Genomic DNA, 15,764 nt, shown 5'->3' on the forward strand with positions numbered 1-15,764 from the left:
GAGTAGAAATCTGAAGGATATGGAATTTGTAACCATCGCCGATGTGAAAGTGCCGGTTTTGCCGCACTCCGAAAAATTTCCCGTTTTCCCTTCTAGCCTAGTTGAAACTGACTCGGTGAAACAAACCTTACAAAAAATCCTTTACCCCATGCTCGAAGGTATGCCAGTCCTCCTCGTTGGCGATGCTGGTGTTGGAAAAAACGCTTTAATCTATTATATCAATTCGCTTCGGAAACAACCGACACTTCGGTTCAGTTTTAACGAGGACACTCTCCCTGAAGATCTGATTGGTTCATATCGTATCCTACTCGATGGGAAAGGTTTTACTTGGTCGAACGGTCCTTTGACGAATGCACTTTCCGAGGGTTTAAGTTTTGTAGCCGATGAGATGAACCTCTGTGCACCAAACATCATCAAACGATTTTCTTCTGTTTATGAATCCAATTACCTCGACTTACTCGAGGGCAGTGGGGAACGAGTCAAAGGAAAAACGGGTTTTTGGTTTATTGGAACCCAAAACCCAAGTGAAGGGTTTGAAGGCCGTAAACCCTTGCCATTTGATATCACTAAACATTTTGCGGTTGTGTATGTGGATCCGTATACTCCCGATGAGATGTTTTATATCTTAAAAAAACTCTATCCCATGTTATCGGAAGAGGTTTTAAAACAAATCATTCGCATCAGTATCGAATCGGAAAAACGAATTAAGTCGGGTGAAGTTGGAAAAGGGGATTTAGAAAAATACCATTTTAATTTACGAACCTTGCAAAAATATTGTAACCGTTTGGTGTTATTTGGCGCTAAAGACAAAACGGTTTCGGTTCGCGAAGCCTTGTATCTCTTTGAAGAACCATTCCGTAAACAAGAAGACCGAGACAAACAGAGAGAACTCATTGAATCGGAGTTTGGTGGTGCCATAAAACTAGTTCCTACCAAAGGGTATGTACAAGGATCTACCATCTTTTGGAATGACAAAGAAATCAAAACTTGGGACGAAACAAAAACGATCTCCCTTCTTTCCAAATACCCAACTCCAGAACCCATCCTACATTTCTTGGACCAAGTGTTTACCGCCATCCAAGCAAAAGAAAACATCCTCATCGAATACAGAGAAGACCAGGACCCACAAGAATTTTTACCTTTGTTTACAGAACTCACAGGCATCCAAATTGAATCTGTGATGTTATCCAAAGGGATGCATACGTCCGATGTGGTGGGTGCCTTAAAACCAACAGAAGAAGGAAATATTGAAAGTGTGACTTGGGTTGACGGACCACTAACGCGCGCTATTCGAAATGGTCATATCATCCTCATCTCTGGTCTAGAATCGGCTGGGGCAGAACTTGTTGAAAAAATGAATATGTTAACGGATGATGCAAGGTCTCTCACTCTGCCACCAGAGTCTGGAGAATACCTTCCTGTCAAACTGACAGAAGAAACCTCTGTGGTTTTTGGGATGAAGTCCTTTCGCGCTTCTAAGTCTGTGACTACAATCTCGCGTGCCTTCCGTAATCGTTTTACACCGATTTTATTTCCTGAACTCGAAGATGTAAAAGTTTTGGAAGAAATTTTGGAATTCTTTTTACCTGAAGGGGTGTTACCTAGATCCCTTGCCCGGTTTCACCTCAAAGCAAAGGAACTTTCGGAAAAACGTACAATTGGATCGGCAAACCTCATGCCTTACCGATTTGGGATCGCAAACCTTCTCAAATGGAAAAACCATATCTATCGTTACAACCAAACGGATGTAAAAGACATCGCAATTCGGGGCGGAAAAATTTATTATACAAACCAAATTGCGGATCCTAAGGAACGAAAGGAACTAGAACGCCTGTTAGAAGGTTATCTATCTGGTGTGGAAGTGGTCTCAACACTCTTCGAGGAAATCGAAGAGAAAAAAAAAACATTTACCGTTGAGTCAGGGCTAAATCGGAAAAATTGGTGGGATCCTGAGCTTCACAAACGGGATCCACTCACAGGTGTTGCAAAAAAATTAAACTCTGGTGAGGAAACCAAACGGGGAATTGAGATCAATACTCCCGAAACTGGCGGTAAAATCAAAGAAGGTGCTGATGCCTGGTATGGGGAAGACACACAAGGGAACCAAGGCCAAGGGGAACCACAAGGTGGGGGTGGCGCTTGGGGTTACCGCACTGAAGAACTCTATAAACAATTTCTAAAAAAACGCCGTCTGCTTTGGGACTATTCCATCATGGTGGGTCTCGAAGAATTTAAGTCGGTGTTTGGAAAAGAACTCGAAGAAGTCGAACTCAACTTAGAACAACTTTTTGATCCAGAAATTGACATACACCGCATGTACAAAAACGAAGGTTCAAGAGTGGACGCAAGGAAGTACATCTCTTACAAAAGTGGAAGGGGTGATACCAAAATCTTCGATAAAACCACCATCGAAAAAAATGATGAAAAACTCAAAGGAGTAGAAGTTACCTTCCTTGTTTCCAAATGCCGAAGGATCTTTAACTTTGAGTATTCGATTGCAATGTTATCTGCACTTCTTGTGAGTTTGCATATCCTAAATGAACATGATATCAAAACCAGTGTGCATACTTTCTGTGATATCAAAAACTCAAAAGACACAGTGGATATTTTTAATCTCAAATCAGCAGAAGAAGACTACACCCCCGAGAAGGAAGAAGAAGTATTCAGTGCCCTTTGTAAAAATTGGCAAGGAGATAGTATCCCTGAATTCCAAGTACTATCCAATTGTGAGCGTTATTTTTCACCCGATGCCCAAACCAAAATCATAGTGATTCTATCTGACTTCCGAGGCCAGCGGGCAAAGACCTATATTGAGGATGAACTTGCTTCTTTTGACACGAGAAAAATGAAAGAAGCTGTACTGAAAAACGAAGAGAAAAATTATGTATTTTTAGGGGTAGGACTTGGTTCTCGTTACATTGCAGAACATGTTTTCCACGACTCGCTTCAGATTACGGCTGACAATTTTTATTCGATGCCAAATCTCATTGGGGCAGAAATTGCAAGGCTTGTCCAAATCCACCATTCCTTAAGACAATAATCCATATGGGCAAAACAAAAAAAGACGATAAACCACGCGGAACCGATCCTTTAATCAACAAAAAGGCAAAGTTCAATTTCGAACTGCTAGATTCGTTCGAAGCTGGTGTTGTGCTTACAGGATCTGAGGTAAAATCTCTCAGAGAAAAAAAGGGAAACCTTACTGATTGTTTTGCCAAAGTGAGAAATGGGGAAGTATTCTTAGAAAACTTTCAAATCCCTCCCTACAAGAACGGAGGTTATGCGAACCATCCAGAGATTCGCTCAAGAAAACTCCTTCTCAAAGCAAAAGAAATAGAAAAGATAGACCGTTCCATCAAAGAGAAGGGGCTTGTGCTTGTTGCCACACGTTGTTTCTTTAAGAACAACCGTTTGGTGAAGATTGACGTCGCTTTAGCCAAACCTAAAAAATTATACGACAAACGTGACGATATCCAAAAAAAGGAAGCCAAAATCGATATGGAAAGAGCCATGAAGGAACATTTACGCAAATGAAGGGACTTCCCGTTGTTACCATCGTCGGTAGACAAAATGTGGGGAAATCCACATTATTTAATGCCATTCTCCGAGCACAAAGTGCCATTACAGAAAACACAGCAGGTGTGACACGTGACGTATTGCAAAAAACAGTCGAACGTTCTGAGTTTAAAATCCCGTTCACTTTGTCTGACACACCAGGACTTGACATTGAAAATATTGATGAAATTTCTAAAGAGATTATAGAGATTGCGTTTGAACACTTACGTAATTCCGATCTTATCTTACATGTCATTGATCACAAAGACTTACGGAAGTATGATCACAAACTGATTGATCTTTTCAAAAAAGATGAAGTCCTCAAAGAAAAATCTGTACTAACGCTTATTAACAAAGTGGATACAGAACAAGACGAGTACGATCTGGAACCATTTTACAAACTGGGGTTAAACGAACTCCTTCCGATTTCAGCACTAGGGAGACGCAATTTTGATCTACTCTACCAAAAGATTAATTTTTTCCTACCAGACAAAATCAAAACCCAAGAAGACCCGTATTGCAAAATTGCCATCATCGGGAAACCAAACTCTGGTAAGTCGTCTCTTCTCAATACCTTTCTTGGTTACAAACGAGCAGTGGTGAGTGATGTTCCAGGCACCACAAGGGATTCCGTATCCGATCAGTTTTATTTCCAAAACCATAAATTGGAAATCATCGATACAGCAGGGATCCGAAGGAAATCCAAAACAGGGGAAAGTTTGGAATTTTATTCGTACAAACGAACCTTACATAGTTTAGGGGAAGCAGATGTAGTTGTCCTTCTTGTCGATGCCATGAAAGGCCTTGGTGAATTTGACAAAAAGATCTTTGGGGAAATCCAAGAACTCGGAAAACCCATGATCGTTGCGGTGAACAAATGGGACCTAGTCCCTGAAAAAGAATCCAATTCCTGGAAACACTACAAAGACCGAATGGAAGGAAAACTTTCGATTCTGAAAGAACGTCCACTCCTGTCTCTGTCGGCAAAAGAAAAACTTCGTACCCACAAACTCTTAGAGGAAGTGGTTTCCCTCTTTGAAAAGTCCCAAAAAAAGCTCACAACCCGCCAATTAAATGACTGGTTAAGCAAGTGGGGGGGAAAAAATAAGGTACAGAAGGCATCGAACCGACCTCCGAAGGTGTATTACGCCACCCAGGTCTCGCAGATCCCTTTTAAAATATTGTTCTTCGTGAATGACACAAAACTCTTTCCCTCAAATATTTTGAGTTTTTACCGAAAGAGTATTGTAAAGGAATTTGGACTGGACGGCCTTGCTGTTGAGATCGAACTCCGGAACAGAAACGAAGGAAAGGAGGGCAGGGAATGATTCTTGCCGCGATCCTATTCAGTTACCTTTTTGGTGGCATCCCGGTGGGGTTTATCCTCGCCAAACAAGTGCGAGGGATTGATATCCGTGAGCACGGCAGCCGTAATATCGGAGCCACAAATGTAGGCCGAGTGATTGGTTGGAAATATGGGTTTTTAGCCCTTCTCCTTGATGCTCTGAAAGGTGCCATCCCTGTCATCTCTGCCTCTTACATTGATTCCCCTTATTCCCTCACAACAACGGAAATCCTACTAGGGTCTGTTGCCATACTCGGACACACCTTCACTCCTTTTCTTCACTTTCGAGGTGGGAAGGGTGTCGCAACAGCACTTGGGGTGTATATGACCCTTGTTCCCATTGTGACAGTTTGTGCACTTGTGATCTTTTTGATTGTCTATAAAATCTCTGGATTTGTTTCCTTAGGGTCTATCCTTGCAACTCTTTCCATGCCTCTTTGGTACTTTGGTTCTTCCAAGGTATTACCTAGTGCCGACTACCAACCGATCATCTTTTTTGTGTTAGTTGCTACATTTTTTCTCATTACATATTCCCATCGGGAAAATATCAAACGTCTCGTTTCCGGAAAGGAACTCAGAGCTTCCCAAGATGCAAAATGAAAGGGAATCCACACTCTCGCAGAAAGAAAAACTCTTTCTCATCACCAAGTTTATAGAAGACCACCCAGAAGCAGAAATCCAAGACTTCTACAAATGGTTGTATTATGGTGAATTTGGAATGGAAGAGTCCACACTCATCATGACAGGAAAACTTTCGATCCCGGAACTCCACTTAGTCCTTAGCGAAATCAAAAAAGAAGAAGAAAGGAATGTAGAATCGGAATTTGTTTGGGAACCAGTTGGTCTTGCCGCCAGGTATGTAAAAGTATACCTCACAAAATACTACCATATGGATTGCCCCGTCAAACGGATTGTCAATTTACTCGAACGTTCGCCTGCCTTTCGTGGGGCTCGGATGAGTTTTAAACTGGATTGGAATTTATTAAAAGAAACAGTTCTGGAACTTCGCCCGGAACTCACTCGGCGTGATTTTATCAATTTTGAAGAACGTATCAATTTCCACCAATTACCAGCATTGCCACATACAGATGGTTATGCGGAGAAAAACCCTTTTTCCTACCGTGTGGTCTCCCAAAAATTATTTTTCGATTATTTTCCTGAGTTTGAAGACAATGCTGTTTTTCATCCTTTTTCCGGAAACGAATCCATCATCGGATAAAGACTGCGTTTTAAATACCGAATCTCCTTTCGGATGGACTGGATGAGAATTTGGTTTTTTCGTTTTGGATCCAAATCTTTATGGCGTAATAAATAAATTTCTGTTTTGCGGATGAGTCTTCGTAAATAGGATTCACTTTGCATCCAAATCCATATCTCCGAATCTTGGAAGGACGATTCAGAAGATTCACTTTCAAATGCATTCAGTTTGGATTCAATGAAGGTTAGGTCTGTTTTGATCTTCTGGAAAAGTTTCTCGCCTCTATCGGGTATGGTTCCTTGTGAGGTGATTCCTTTTTGCATACTTCCTTGTTTCTGGCCTTTTTCTTTGCCCGACCAAATGGAAAACTCGCGCCAAGGGTAATTGTGATTGGGAATTAAGGTTAACTTATCTTTGGCGACATTGGGAGAAAGGGAAGGGATCCCTTCCATTTTTGCCCCGTCTTCATTTACATTCCAGAGAGACATTTCCTTCACACTTGTCGCGGACTCTTCAAACCAGTGCCTGTATAAATCGAGAACATAATCCGTTAATACCTCACCTTCACTACAAGACGGAACGTAACGAGTTTCGCGTTTCCGGATAATGACTTCATTGATTCGTTCGAGGCTATTTTTACGACTGACTTGTGTTAACCATTTTTCATTATGATGGGTGCCTGTGGAATGGATTTCACGTCCTGAATACGCAAGGTCTTGGCCAAGGAAGTAGACAGTACCAAATCCCATAAAACGTAACATATCAAAGGCAGTGGTGGCCACTGACCCACCTGATTGGATATCACCCACATCTTGGAATACATGTTCCGCAAGTTCCCCGCCAGCTGTGACTTCCCTGACAAGGGATCCTTCTGCATCCACTTGGTATTTTGCTGTGACAGAATGGACAACAGATTTGAACATTGGTTCTCGGAGAAGGGTCGGGGAACTCACGAGGTCGGCAAAAAGAGGGACGTCTCCCAGTGACTCACCCATAAAATGAAAAAAGGAATTGGTTTGGGCATCGAGTGTGACCACTCCATCAGCTTGGATTCCTGCTTTGATGAGAACTTTGAGTGAGGTATCACAAGACAGAACAAATACTTTGTCTCTTACTTCCTGTAACCAAGATAGGTTCTTTCGTAAACTAGGACCAGCTGACACGAGTACAGCGGTGAGTCCTTTAAACTTTTCACGAAGTTTGGAGATTGGGAATTTGACTGGAGGACTTTTTTCGGCATGAACTAGATTAAACACACTGTTTTTAATCCATAACCTTTCAAACTCAAACTTGGTGAGTAGGTCACTCATCTTGGCTGAAAATACAGTTTGGGTTTTGTCTTCCAATTCTTTGTAAATGGGATTACGGTTTGTGTCTGTTGGATTCCTAATGATCTTTAGTCCACTCACTCGTTCAATGGGAAGGGATTCTAAGTAATTGAAAAAAAGCGGATAAAAGAGTTCTCCTGAAAACAAATGCCTTCCTGGCACTTGTAAAATGGGCTTTAGTATTGGATCCCATAAAATGGGAACCAGCGTTTCGTCTTCTCCCACAAAAATTAAGATCTGCCCTGGGTTTAATTTTTCACTGACACTTGTTAGGAGGTGTGGATTTCCAAGTCCAAATAAAATTACTACATCCGTTGGTTTTAAAGAATAGGTCTCCAACAGCCGTATTGCTTGTGTTAGAGGCGAGAAGGAAGAAGAGAGTGGGTTCCCATCTAATGAGACATAATATTCTCCTTCTTTCTTCGCCGAGGCCAATTCCCACTGGTGATCGGACTGAAAGTTTTTGAAATAATTTTGTAAGTATGGCTTCCGTTCAAAAATTTCACTGGAAATCGGATCGATCATTTGGGACATAATACTATCTAAGGTTTTTTCTTATGTCTCTCAAGACCTGTCAACTGGGAAACAAGGAAATCAAACGGCAAAACAGATATGCATTTAAAAAGCCTAAACATTGTTGGATTCAAAACATTTGCAGATGAGACCGAGATCAATTTTGATCCAGGGTTTACTGCAGTCGTAGGACCTAATGGTTCGGGAAAATCAAATATTGTCGATTCCGTTAAATGGGTTTTTGGTGAAAAAAGTGCCAAAGGTTTACGCGGCGAAAAAATGGACGATGTTATTTTCCATGGAACAGAGAGTAGGCGAGCCGCTGGATTTTCAGAAGTATCCATTCTTTTCGACAACGATGACCGTTTTTTTAATATCGATTACCCTTCTGTCAAGATCACACGTAGGCTTTACCCTGACGGAGAAAATGAATACTACTTAAATGATATCCGCACCACAAGAAAGGACATCGAAAAAACCTTACTCGATACTGGGATTGGTAAATCTAGTTATAGTATTTTAGAACAAGGTCGCGTTGACCAAATCCTCAATTCCAAACCAGAAGAAAGGCGTGCTATCTTTGAAGAGGCGGCCGGGGTTTCTCGGTTCAAATTAGACCGAAAAGAAGCGACTAAAAAATTAGAAGACACAAACCAAAACCTACTTCGCATCCATGACATTATGAGTTCCATGCAAAAGGATTTAGAAGTTAAAGAAAAACAATCCGAAAAAGCAGAACAATACTTCAAACTGAAATCTGATTTAGATGAATCTGATAAAAACTTACGTTACCTTAAACTCAAAGACTTCAAACGTAGGATGAAAAAATCGGATGAAGAATTGCAAGAGATCCGAGAAAAAAACAAATCGATTTTATCCCTCATCCAAAACGAAACCAATTTGATTTCCGAAAAGGAAACGATCAAAGAAGCGAAAGAAAGAGAGATTGCAGAGATTGATAAAAAATTATTCGATCATCTTTCCAAAAGCCAAATCCAAAAAGAAAAAATTGCTAAAAACAAAACCTTCATCCAAGAATATGAATTACGCATTGGTGAAATCTTATCTTCCTTAGAATTGGAAAACCAAGCGACCATCAAATTGGAAGTCGAAAAAAAGGCAATTGAGCTTGAAAACGAACGCCAAAGGGAAATCCAAGCAACTCTCCAAGAAGAAATTACAGAATTAGAATCCAAACGTGTTTCTTTAGAACTTTCCATCAAAGAAGAAGAAAAGGCAATTGAAGAAAAAGAAACTCGCATTGGGGAAAATGAAAAACGTCATATCACCCTTCGCGAAAAACAAAAAACTGTGATCCTCGAACTCATCCAAGAGTTGGAAAATAAAAAAAGAGAATCCAAAGAAGGGGAAGAGATCCGAAACCAAAACAAATGGGAACTAGTCTCTCTTACCAGTGAATTCCAAAATAAACTACAATCGGCTCTCATCCAATTAGAGGATTCAAAATTGAATGAAGCAAAAGATGTTTTAAAACAAATTCGATTGGATCTGTATTCGGAAAAACTCAGTGATTTCCTCAAAAAGGAAGATGATTTCAGAAACCTTCTGTTTGATAAAGATGGGATTTTATCCAAAAAAGAATCCATCGACCAAGAAATCGAAGATTTAATTTTAGAAAACGAAAACCTAACGCGTGGAATCCGAGACAACCAAAGTAATATCATTCTTTTTCGAAACCGATGGGAAGAAACAAGAACCCAAATCGTAGAATTAGAGAAAAAACTATTAGAATCCAATTCTCGTTTGGAAAACCAACAAAAGGAAATTTCCGTCCTTGAGGAAAGGATCGGAGAAATCCAATTCCGAATCACGAGTGCCAAAGAACAAGAATCGGTGATCCGTGAGAAAAAGGAAAGTCTTGAGAAAGAAGTAGAGTTCTTAGAAAAAGAAATCGAAGAGGCCTACCAAGAATTCCTTTCCATGAGCCGCATTTTGGAATCCGAAAAAGAAACCTTACAAACATTAGTGGAAGAAATCTCTGGAATTAAATCTAATATTTCTAAAAACCAAGAAGTATTCCAAAATCTTTTACCATTATTATCTGAAAAGGAAAGAACCAGTTCCGCATTGAAAGTGCAAATTGATTCCCTCGTGGAAGAGTTGTACAATGATTATTCCTTAACGGATTCGGAACTAGAAACAGAAAGGGGAGGATTAGAGCTGGAACAAAAAGCAGAAGAAAGACGCCTTCGTTCTGCCAAATCCGAAATCCAACTTCTTGGTTCCATCAACCCTCTTGCGATTGAAGAGTATCGCAATATCAAAGAAATTTACGAACACAACCTAAAACAAAAACAGGATATTGAAAGTTCGAAAAAAGACATAGAAGAAGTGTTAAAACGAATCAATGAAGAGTCTGAAAAACTCTTCCAATTAACATTTGAACGGATCAAAGAGAACTTCCAAGAAACATTTTCCACATTGTTCAATGGGGGACGAGCGACTCTAGAACTTACCGAAAAAGAAGACTCATTGAATTCTGGAGTAGAGATTATGGCAGAACCTCCAGGGAAACATGTTCAAAACTTACGTTTGTTATCTGGTGGTGAAAAATCACTTACGGCGATTGCACTTCTTTTTGCAATTTATATGGTGAAACCAAGTCCATTCTGCTTTTTGGATGAGATTGATGCAGCTCTTGATGAAGCAAACAAACTTCGTTTTTGCCAAATCTTAGACCGTTTCAAAGACAAAACTCAATTCATTGTTGTGTCTCACGCACAGTCTACCATCTCAAGAGCCAATGCGATTTTTGGAGTTACCAATGAAGAACCTGGGATCTCTAAGATCCTTTCGTTACGTTTGGATGAAGCAAAATCTTTCTCGAAACAAATTTCCCAAAAAACTGGAACAGAGAATTAACAACAGATATGTTCAAAATGAACAATCAGATGGAATAAAAAAGCTCGGAATTGGTCTGGGGATAAAAAAACCTAGGAGAGTGATCCCCTAGGTTTCATTTTCTATAACGAATCTGACGTAATACTACGGAAATTCTATTTGTTTGCTTGGATCTCTTTCATGATACAAGTGGAGAAAGCTTTACAGCTGTCACCTGCTGTGAGGCAACCAGCAATTTTATTGTAGTATTTTGGTCGGTTACAATTGAACTCACAACCTCTGCGGAGAGTTGATTTTTGTTCTTCTGTTGCATTCGGATTCACTTGGACCGAACAATTGTAGAACTTATCGCAAGCTTCTTTACATTTAGGAAAATCTGCTGCTTGGATGGATCCAGTGAATAACACTAGAGCCAAAATGGAAAACAAATGGTTTGTTTTTTTCATACCTTGTCCTCTCGATCTTTGGTAGCGAAGACGGGAGTCGAACCCGTGACCTCAGGGTTATGAATCCTGTGCTCTAACCATCTGAGCTACCTCGCCCTATAACCTTAGATCGTTTGGTAGAACTAAATCTTTAGTTCTTTTGTCATTTTTTGAATGGATAGGGAATGGTAAACAAAAAAAAGCCCCGACGGTTGCCGGGGCTTTTTCTCTTAGCAAGAGTAAGTAGTGAGGAATTCGTATGGGTGAGGGCGACCTTCCCATGGCCAAATTTCTGTTTCAAACTTATAGTGTTGGTAAGTTTGTAAGAAGTTTTCAGTGAAAACATCTCCTTGTTTGAAGATTTCTCTTTGAGCAAGCATCTCTTCCATTGCTTCACGAAGCGTGTGAGGCATTTGGCGGATTCCTTTTTCACGGATTTCATCCAATGAAAGTTCAAAAAGATCTTCTTCACGAGCAGGACCTGGATCAATCTTTTCAGCCACACCAGCCATACCAGCCATAAGAAGAGAAGCGAACGCCAAATAAGGGTTAGCTGTAGAATCTGGGAATCGGAATTCCACACGTTTTGCTTTTTCGCCACTCACAAAAGGGATACGGCAAGAAGCAGAACGGTTTTGTGCAGAGTAAGCTAAGATCGATGGTGCTTCAAATCCTGGGATGAGTCGTTTGTAAGAGTTAGTAGATGCATTTGTAAACGCAGCACAAGCTCTTGCATACTTAAGTACTCCACCTACATAGTTAAATGCGAAGTCAGATAATCCTTGGTATTTGTCTCCTGCAAAAAGGTTTTTACCACCTTTCCAAAGAGAGATATGAACGTGCATACCATTACCATTATCACCAAAAAGTGGTTTTGGCATGAAGGTAGCAGTTTTTCCGTGTTTATGAGCAACCATCTTAACGATGTATTTTAGCTTTTGAACATTGTCTGCAGCTTCAATGAGTGTTCCAAATTTAACACCAATTTCACCTTGTGCTTGGGCAACTTCGTGGTGGACCACAAAGGTTTCCATTCCAATGGCTTCTAATGTTTTTACAAATTCTGCTCTTAAGTCAACTTGAGAGTCAATTGGAGCTACTGGGAAGTAACCACCTTTCGTTCCAGGACGGTGTCCAGAGTTAAAATTGATTTTTCCTGTGTTGTTTGAACCTGGAATTTCAGAGTGAGTGTTCCAGATCCCTTCATTTGAATCTAACTCATAGTATTGGCAGTTGATTTCATCACGTACTTTCAAACTATCAAATACGAAAAATTCATTTTCTGGTCCAAAGTATGCAGTATCTGCAATACCGGATTTATTCATGAATTCTAATGCTTTTTTCGCGATGGATCTTGGGCATTTTTCATAGTATTGGTTTTTATAGATGTCCCAAACATCACAAAACATAACAAGTGTTTTGTCTGCTGTGAACGGATCTAAAAATGCCGTAGAAATTTCTGGATGTAATTGCATATCGGAAGCATTGATTGGCTGCCAACGAGCAATCGAAGATCCATCAAAAGGAATTCCTTTGAATGTATCTTCATTTACGGAATTCACATAATACGAAACGTGGTGCCACATTCCTTTGATATCCGTAAATCGGAAGTCATAGAAAAGGACTCCATTTTTTTTGGCATACTCAACCACTTCCTTTCCGGAAGTAAATTTTGGGGTTGCGAACTGCATTTGATTCTCCTTCGTTCAGAGGTCGGTCTGATTGTTGTAATCTGTTACCACTTTAAATGCAAGATTTATACCAAGGCATTTCGACCGAAATATAAGGGTTTCGTGGAGTTTCTAAGCAAATTGTTTTTAAAATAGTGCTTAGGCGCGAAACATATTGCGTATTTAAAATGATAAATGCTTAAAATATGTGCATAATACACGGTATCTAAGCCTCCGCCATTCCAATGTATTTTAGGAAAAGGGCTTTCCTTGGTCAATGGAATCAGGATTTTTTTTCTGGAAAATTGAAATTTTTTCGAAAACCCTTCAATGTATGTTTTTTTTGTGGCAATCAAAGGATGAAAAGAAACTGTAGAGGACGATGAGCTCTCGCAAACCAGATTTTGGTCGTTTCCAACACTTGGAGAGTTTTATCCACCTTTCGAAAGACGCCATTTGGTGTTATGAATTGGACATCCCCATGCCCATTTCTTTACCTCTGGAAGAACAGATGGAATACATTTGGAACCATTCTGTGGTGAGGGAATGTAATCTGGCCATGGTTAAGCTGAATGGATTCCGAAGTTTGGAAGATGTAAATGGCAAATACCTCAAAGAAATTGTTTCTTTAACGAGTATCCATCTCCTCCGTAAGTTCATCGAGAATTCGTACCAATTAGAAGATTACGAATACACAGAAAATACATCCATTTTGCCTCGTGTTTATCTCATCAATTCAAATGGCCAAGTTGTCGATGGTCATCTGGTTCGCATTTGGGGCCAACAAATTGAAATTTCCAATATTCGGGAGTCTGAGTCGAAACTTTCGGGTCTTTTACAGTTTTCCCAAATTGTGACTGAAGTTTCAAAAATGTTTGTCCACACCAAAGCAGAATTTGTTTCAGATGCCATTCAGTTTACCTTAGAGGAATTAGGAAAGTATTCAAAGGCAGACAGGGTGTTTGTTGCAGAGATATCGTCCGATAAACAATTTTTATCGGTTAGTCATGAATGGTTGTCTCTTGGTGTGCCCTCTCTTTTTGAGGTAGGAACAAAACTTCCCATAGCCAAAATGAATCCGGAAAGGTTAGGGGTTCTTGCTGGTGATGGTGTGATTTATATACCTGATACTAGAGCACTTAGTGATGAACCTTGGCATTTACAATTATTCAAATCAGCAGAAGTTCGTTCCATTTTAGTCATTGGATTAAGAGATGAAGGGAATTTAATTGGTATCATTGGAGTCACAACCTACCAATCATTAGGTGATTGGACAGGTGAAACCAAACAAATGTTGGGTTTGGTTGCGGGGTTTGTTTCTCAAGGTTTGGTGCGTGCCAAAAACGAAATCAAACTGATGAAAAAGGAAAAAATTCTACAAAGATTTTATTCTGATGTAAAAGAAGACTTGGCACTTGCAAAACTCACCCAAGAAGCTTGGGTCGCAAAAGATTTTGGTACGATTCCCAATTTAAAAATAGAATCTAGGTTTTTACCCTATGATGAAATTGGGGGAGATTTAATTTTATATGAAAAACCAAAACCTGATTGTATTGATATATTTTTTGGAGACATCTCTGGGCATGGGATTTCCTCTGCTTTGGTTTCTGGTATCGCTGCTGTTTCGTTCAAAAAACATTCTTTAGCGGAATCTTCACCAGCTGCCATTTTGGAAGCGATGCATATTGAACTTAAAACCATCATTTTTAAACACCATATCTCTGCATGTGTGATGCGGATTTTTCCTTTGGAAAGAAGGATCGAGTTTAGTTTTGCCGGCCATCCACCAGGAGTTTTTTGGAACCAAAAAGACCGTGTGATGAAATTTGTAAAAGATGAAATGTATCCGATTCTATTACTTGATGATTGGAAAGGAAAAAACATTTCAAAAACATTTGAAAAAGGGGATCGTCTTTTACTGTATTCCGATGGAATTTATGAATTGGAAGAAGAGACAGGTGGTTATATTGGACTTGATGTTTTTTTACAAGAACTCTCTGAGATGATTTCTGTTTCAGAAGATACTGATAGCCTCATCAAAAAGATGATAGCCAATTGTCTTGTGGAAAAGGAACGAATCATCCATGATGATATAGCCGTACTCTTTTTAGAATTTTAATTGGTTTGATCGATGAGGTCGAGAGCTTTTGCATCCGCTTCTGGATACTTCGCCAAATACTCTGATACAATTTTCTTTTTGCCATCAAGTCGGTCTAAATGTGTTTCTATGATATGACCAAAATCTAATTTTCCAGTCACAATTTCATACCGTTCGGTTTCGATCGTTCCTAAATCCAAATCCACTGGCACTTCATTGGCTTTGTCCGCATATTCTTTTGCTTTTTCCCAATAGGGAATTGCCTCTTTGTAAAAACTCTCTGCCACTGTGAAACTTTCTTTTAATTCATGGGCAAAGTCTAGGTTGTAAAAGTAAACATGGCGTTTGTCAAATTTGGATCCAAGTCGCATATAGGATCGCATGATTTGGATATTGATGTGCATAAACATCAAATTTCGATATTTATAGTATTCTTGTTCCGTTTTAGTTTCGCATAATGCGTGTTTTGGATGACGAAATCGTTTGCCTAGAGCGATTTTTAACCAATAGATATTTTTTCGTAATTCATTATCATTATAATGTTGTTTGAGGTTGTACAATTCGTAAAAATCTTCTAAGTACTTTGGCTCCCATTTGTGCAATTTATACGGAACCCAGTCTGAGAATTTTGTATAAGGTCCGTTTTTTTGGTATTCATAATTGTAATCGATGTCGGTTTCCCAGGCACCTAAAGATAGGGAAAACAAGGAAATACAAACGATCCAAATGCTAAAAATTCCTTGTTTCATCAGGTTCAAATATCGGAGGAT

11 protein-coding genes and 1 tRNA gene are annotated in these 15,764 nt (G+C 39.7%); 7 read left to right on the forward strand and 5 right to left on the reverse strand.

Going from position 1 to position 15,764, the window contains the following annotated elements:
* Positions 1-19 precede the first annotated feature (19 nt).
* The 5 genes from ND812_RS09550 to ND812_RS09570 are packed head-to-tail and all read left to right on the forward strand — an operon-like array spanning position 20 to position 6,119.
* Positions 20-3,040, forward strand: coding sequence for an AAA family ATPase (locus ND812_RS09550; protein WP_265375256.1), 3,021 nt, complete (start codon positions 20-22; stop codon positions 3,038-3,040).
* Between the two features lie 5 nt (positions 3,041-3,045).
* Positions 3,046-3,534 carry an SsrA-binding protein SmpB gene (gene smpB / locus ND812_RS09555; RefSeq protein ID WP_265375257.1) on the forward strand — a complete coding sequence of 163 codons (489 nt, stop codon included), beginning with the start codon at positions 3,046-3,048 and terminating at the stop codon, positions 3,532-3,534.
* Positions 3,531-4,883, forward strand: coding sequence for a ribosome biogenesis GTPase Der (gene der / locus ND812_RS09560; protein WP_135639001.1), 1,353 nt, complete (start codon positions 3,531-3,533; stop codon positions 4,881-4,883). Before smpB ends, der begins: the two co-directional genes overlap by 4 nt.
* On the forward strand, positions 4,880-5,500 hold the full coding sequence (gene plsY, locus ND812_RS09565) for a glycerol-3-phosphate 1-O-acyltransferase PlsY (protein ID WP_265375258.1): 621 nt from the start codon (positions 4,880-4,882) through the stop codon (positions 5,498-5,500). The genes der and plsY overlap by 4 nt, the downstream gene beginning before the upstream one ends.
* Positions 5,490-6,119, forward strand: a complete 630-nt coding sequence (locus ND812_RS09570) for a hypothetical protein (protein ID WP_265375259.1) — start codon at positions 5,490-5,492, stop codon at positions 6,117-6,119. Before plsY ends, ND812_RS09570 begins: the two co-directional genes overlap by 11 nt.
* Here the strand turns inward: ND812_RS09570 and ND812_RS09575 are convergent.
* Positions 6,083-7,960, reverse strand: coding sequence for a motility associated factor glycosyltransferase family protein (locus ND812_RS09575; RefSeq protein ID WP_265375260.1), 1,878 nt, complete (start codon positions 7,958-7,960; stop codon positions 6,083-6,085). The two genes, ND812_RS09570 and ND812_RS09575, sit on opposite strands and share 37 nt — an antisense overlap.
* A gap of 78 nt (positions 7,961-8,038) precedes the next feature.
* On the opposite strand from ND812_RS09575, the gene ND812_RS09580 reads away from it, so the two are divergent.
* On the forward strand, positions 8,039-10,822 hold the full coding sequence (locus ND812_RS09580) for a chromosome segregation SMC family protein (protein WP_265375261.1): 2,784 nt from the start codon (positions 8,039-8,041) through the stop codon (positions 10,820-10,822).
* A 134-nt stretch (positions 10,823-10,956) separates the two neighbouring features.
* On the opposite strand, the gene ND812_RS09585 is transcribed toward ND812_RS09580, so the two are convergent.
* From ND812_RS09585 to glnA, 3 genes are all read right to left on the reverse strand, one after another.
* Positions 10,957-11,247, reverse strand: coding sequence for a Cys-rich protein (locus ND812_RS09585; RefSeq protein ID WP_265375262.1), 291 nt, complete (start codon positions 11,245-11,247; stop codon positions 10,957-10,959).
* Between the two features lie 19 nt (positions 11,248-11,266).
* A tRNA-Met gene (locus ND812_RS09590) sits at positions 11,267-11,343 on the reverse strand.
* A 113-nt stretch (positions 11,344-11,456) separates the two neighbouring features.
* The gene (gene glnA, locus ND812_RS09595) at positions 11,457-12,917 is read right to left on the reverse strand and encodes a type I glutamate--ammonia ligase (RefSeq protein WP_100716713.1); all 1,461 of its coding nucleotides are present in this window, start codon (positions 12,915-12,917) and stop codon (positions 11,457-11,459) included.
* 361 nt (positions 12,918-13,278) lie between these two features.
* On the opposite strand from glnA, the gene ND812_RS09600 reads away from it, so the two are divergent.
* Positions 13,279-15,015: a GAF domain-containing SpoIIE family protein phosphatase gene (locus ND812_RS09600; RefSeq protein ID WP_265375263.1), complete on the forward strand. Its 1,737-nt coding sequence runs from the start codon at positions 13,279-13,281 to the stop codon at positions 15,013-15,015.
* On the opposite strand, the gene ND812_RS09605 is transcribed toward ND812_RS09600, so the two are convergent.
* Positions 15,012-15,743: a hypothetical protein gene (locus tag ND812_RS09605; protein WP_265375264.1), complete on the reverse strand. Its 732-nt coding sequence runs from the start codon at positions 15,741-15,743 to the stop codon at positions 15,012-15,014. The two genes, ND812_RS09600 and ND812_RS09605, sit on opposite strands and share 4 nt — an antisense overlap.
* Positions 15,744-15,764: the final 21 nt, after the last annotated feature.

The organism is Leptospira limi (assembly GCF_026151395.1).
Taxonomy (GTDB): domain Bacteria; phylum Spirochaetota; class Leptospiria; order Leptospirales; family Leptospiraceae; genus Leptospira_A; species Leptospira_A limi.

Bases quoted from the DNA above. Each gene is read 5' to 3' on its own strand.
- ND812_RS09550 (WP_265375256.1), top strand. From the start codon at position 20: ATGGAATTTGTAACCATCGCCGATGTGAAAGTGCCGGTTTTGCCGCAC.
- smpB (WP_265375257.1), top strand. From the start codon at position 3,046: ATGGGCAAAACAAAAAAAGACGATAAACCACGCGGAACCGATCCTTTA.
- der (WP_135639001.1), top strand. From the start codon at position 3,531: ATGAAGGGACTTCCCGTTGTTACCATCGTCGGTAGACAAAATGTGGGG.
- plsY (WP_265375258.1), top strand. From the start codon at position 4,880: ATGATTCTTGCCGCGATCCTATTCAGTTACCTTTTTGGTGGCATCCCG.
- ND812_RS09570 (WP_265375259.1), top strand. From the start codon at position 5,490: ATGCAAAATGAAAGGGAATCCACACTCTCGCAGAAAGAAAAACTCTTT.
- ND812_RS09575 (WP_265375260.1), bottom strand. From the start codon at position 7,960: ATGTCCCAAATGATCGATCCGATTTCCAGTGAAATTTTTGAACGGAAG.
- ND812_RS09580 (WP_265375261.1), top strand. From the start codon at position 8,039: ATGCATTTAAAAAGCCTAAACATTGTTGGATTCAAAACATTTGCAGAT.
- ND812_RS09585 (WP_265375262.1), bottom strand. From the start codon at position 11,247: ATGAAAAAAACAAACCATTTGTTTTCCATTTTGGCTCTAGTGTTATTC.
- glnA (WP_100716713.1), bottom strand. From the start codon at position 12,917: ATGCAGTTCGCAACCCCAAAATTTACTTCCGGAAAGGAAGTGGTTGAG.
- ND812_RS09600 (WP_265375263.1), top strand. From the start codon at position 13,279: ATGAGCTCTCGCAAACCAGATTTTGGTCGTTTCCAACACTTGGAGAGT.
- ND812_RS09605 (WP_265375264.1), bottom strand. From the start codon at position 15,743: ATGAAACAAGGAATTTTTAGCATTTGGATCGTTTGTATTTCCTTGTTT.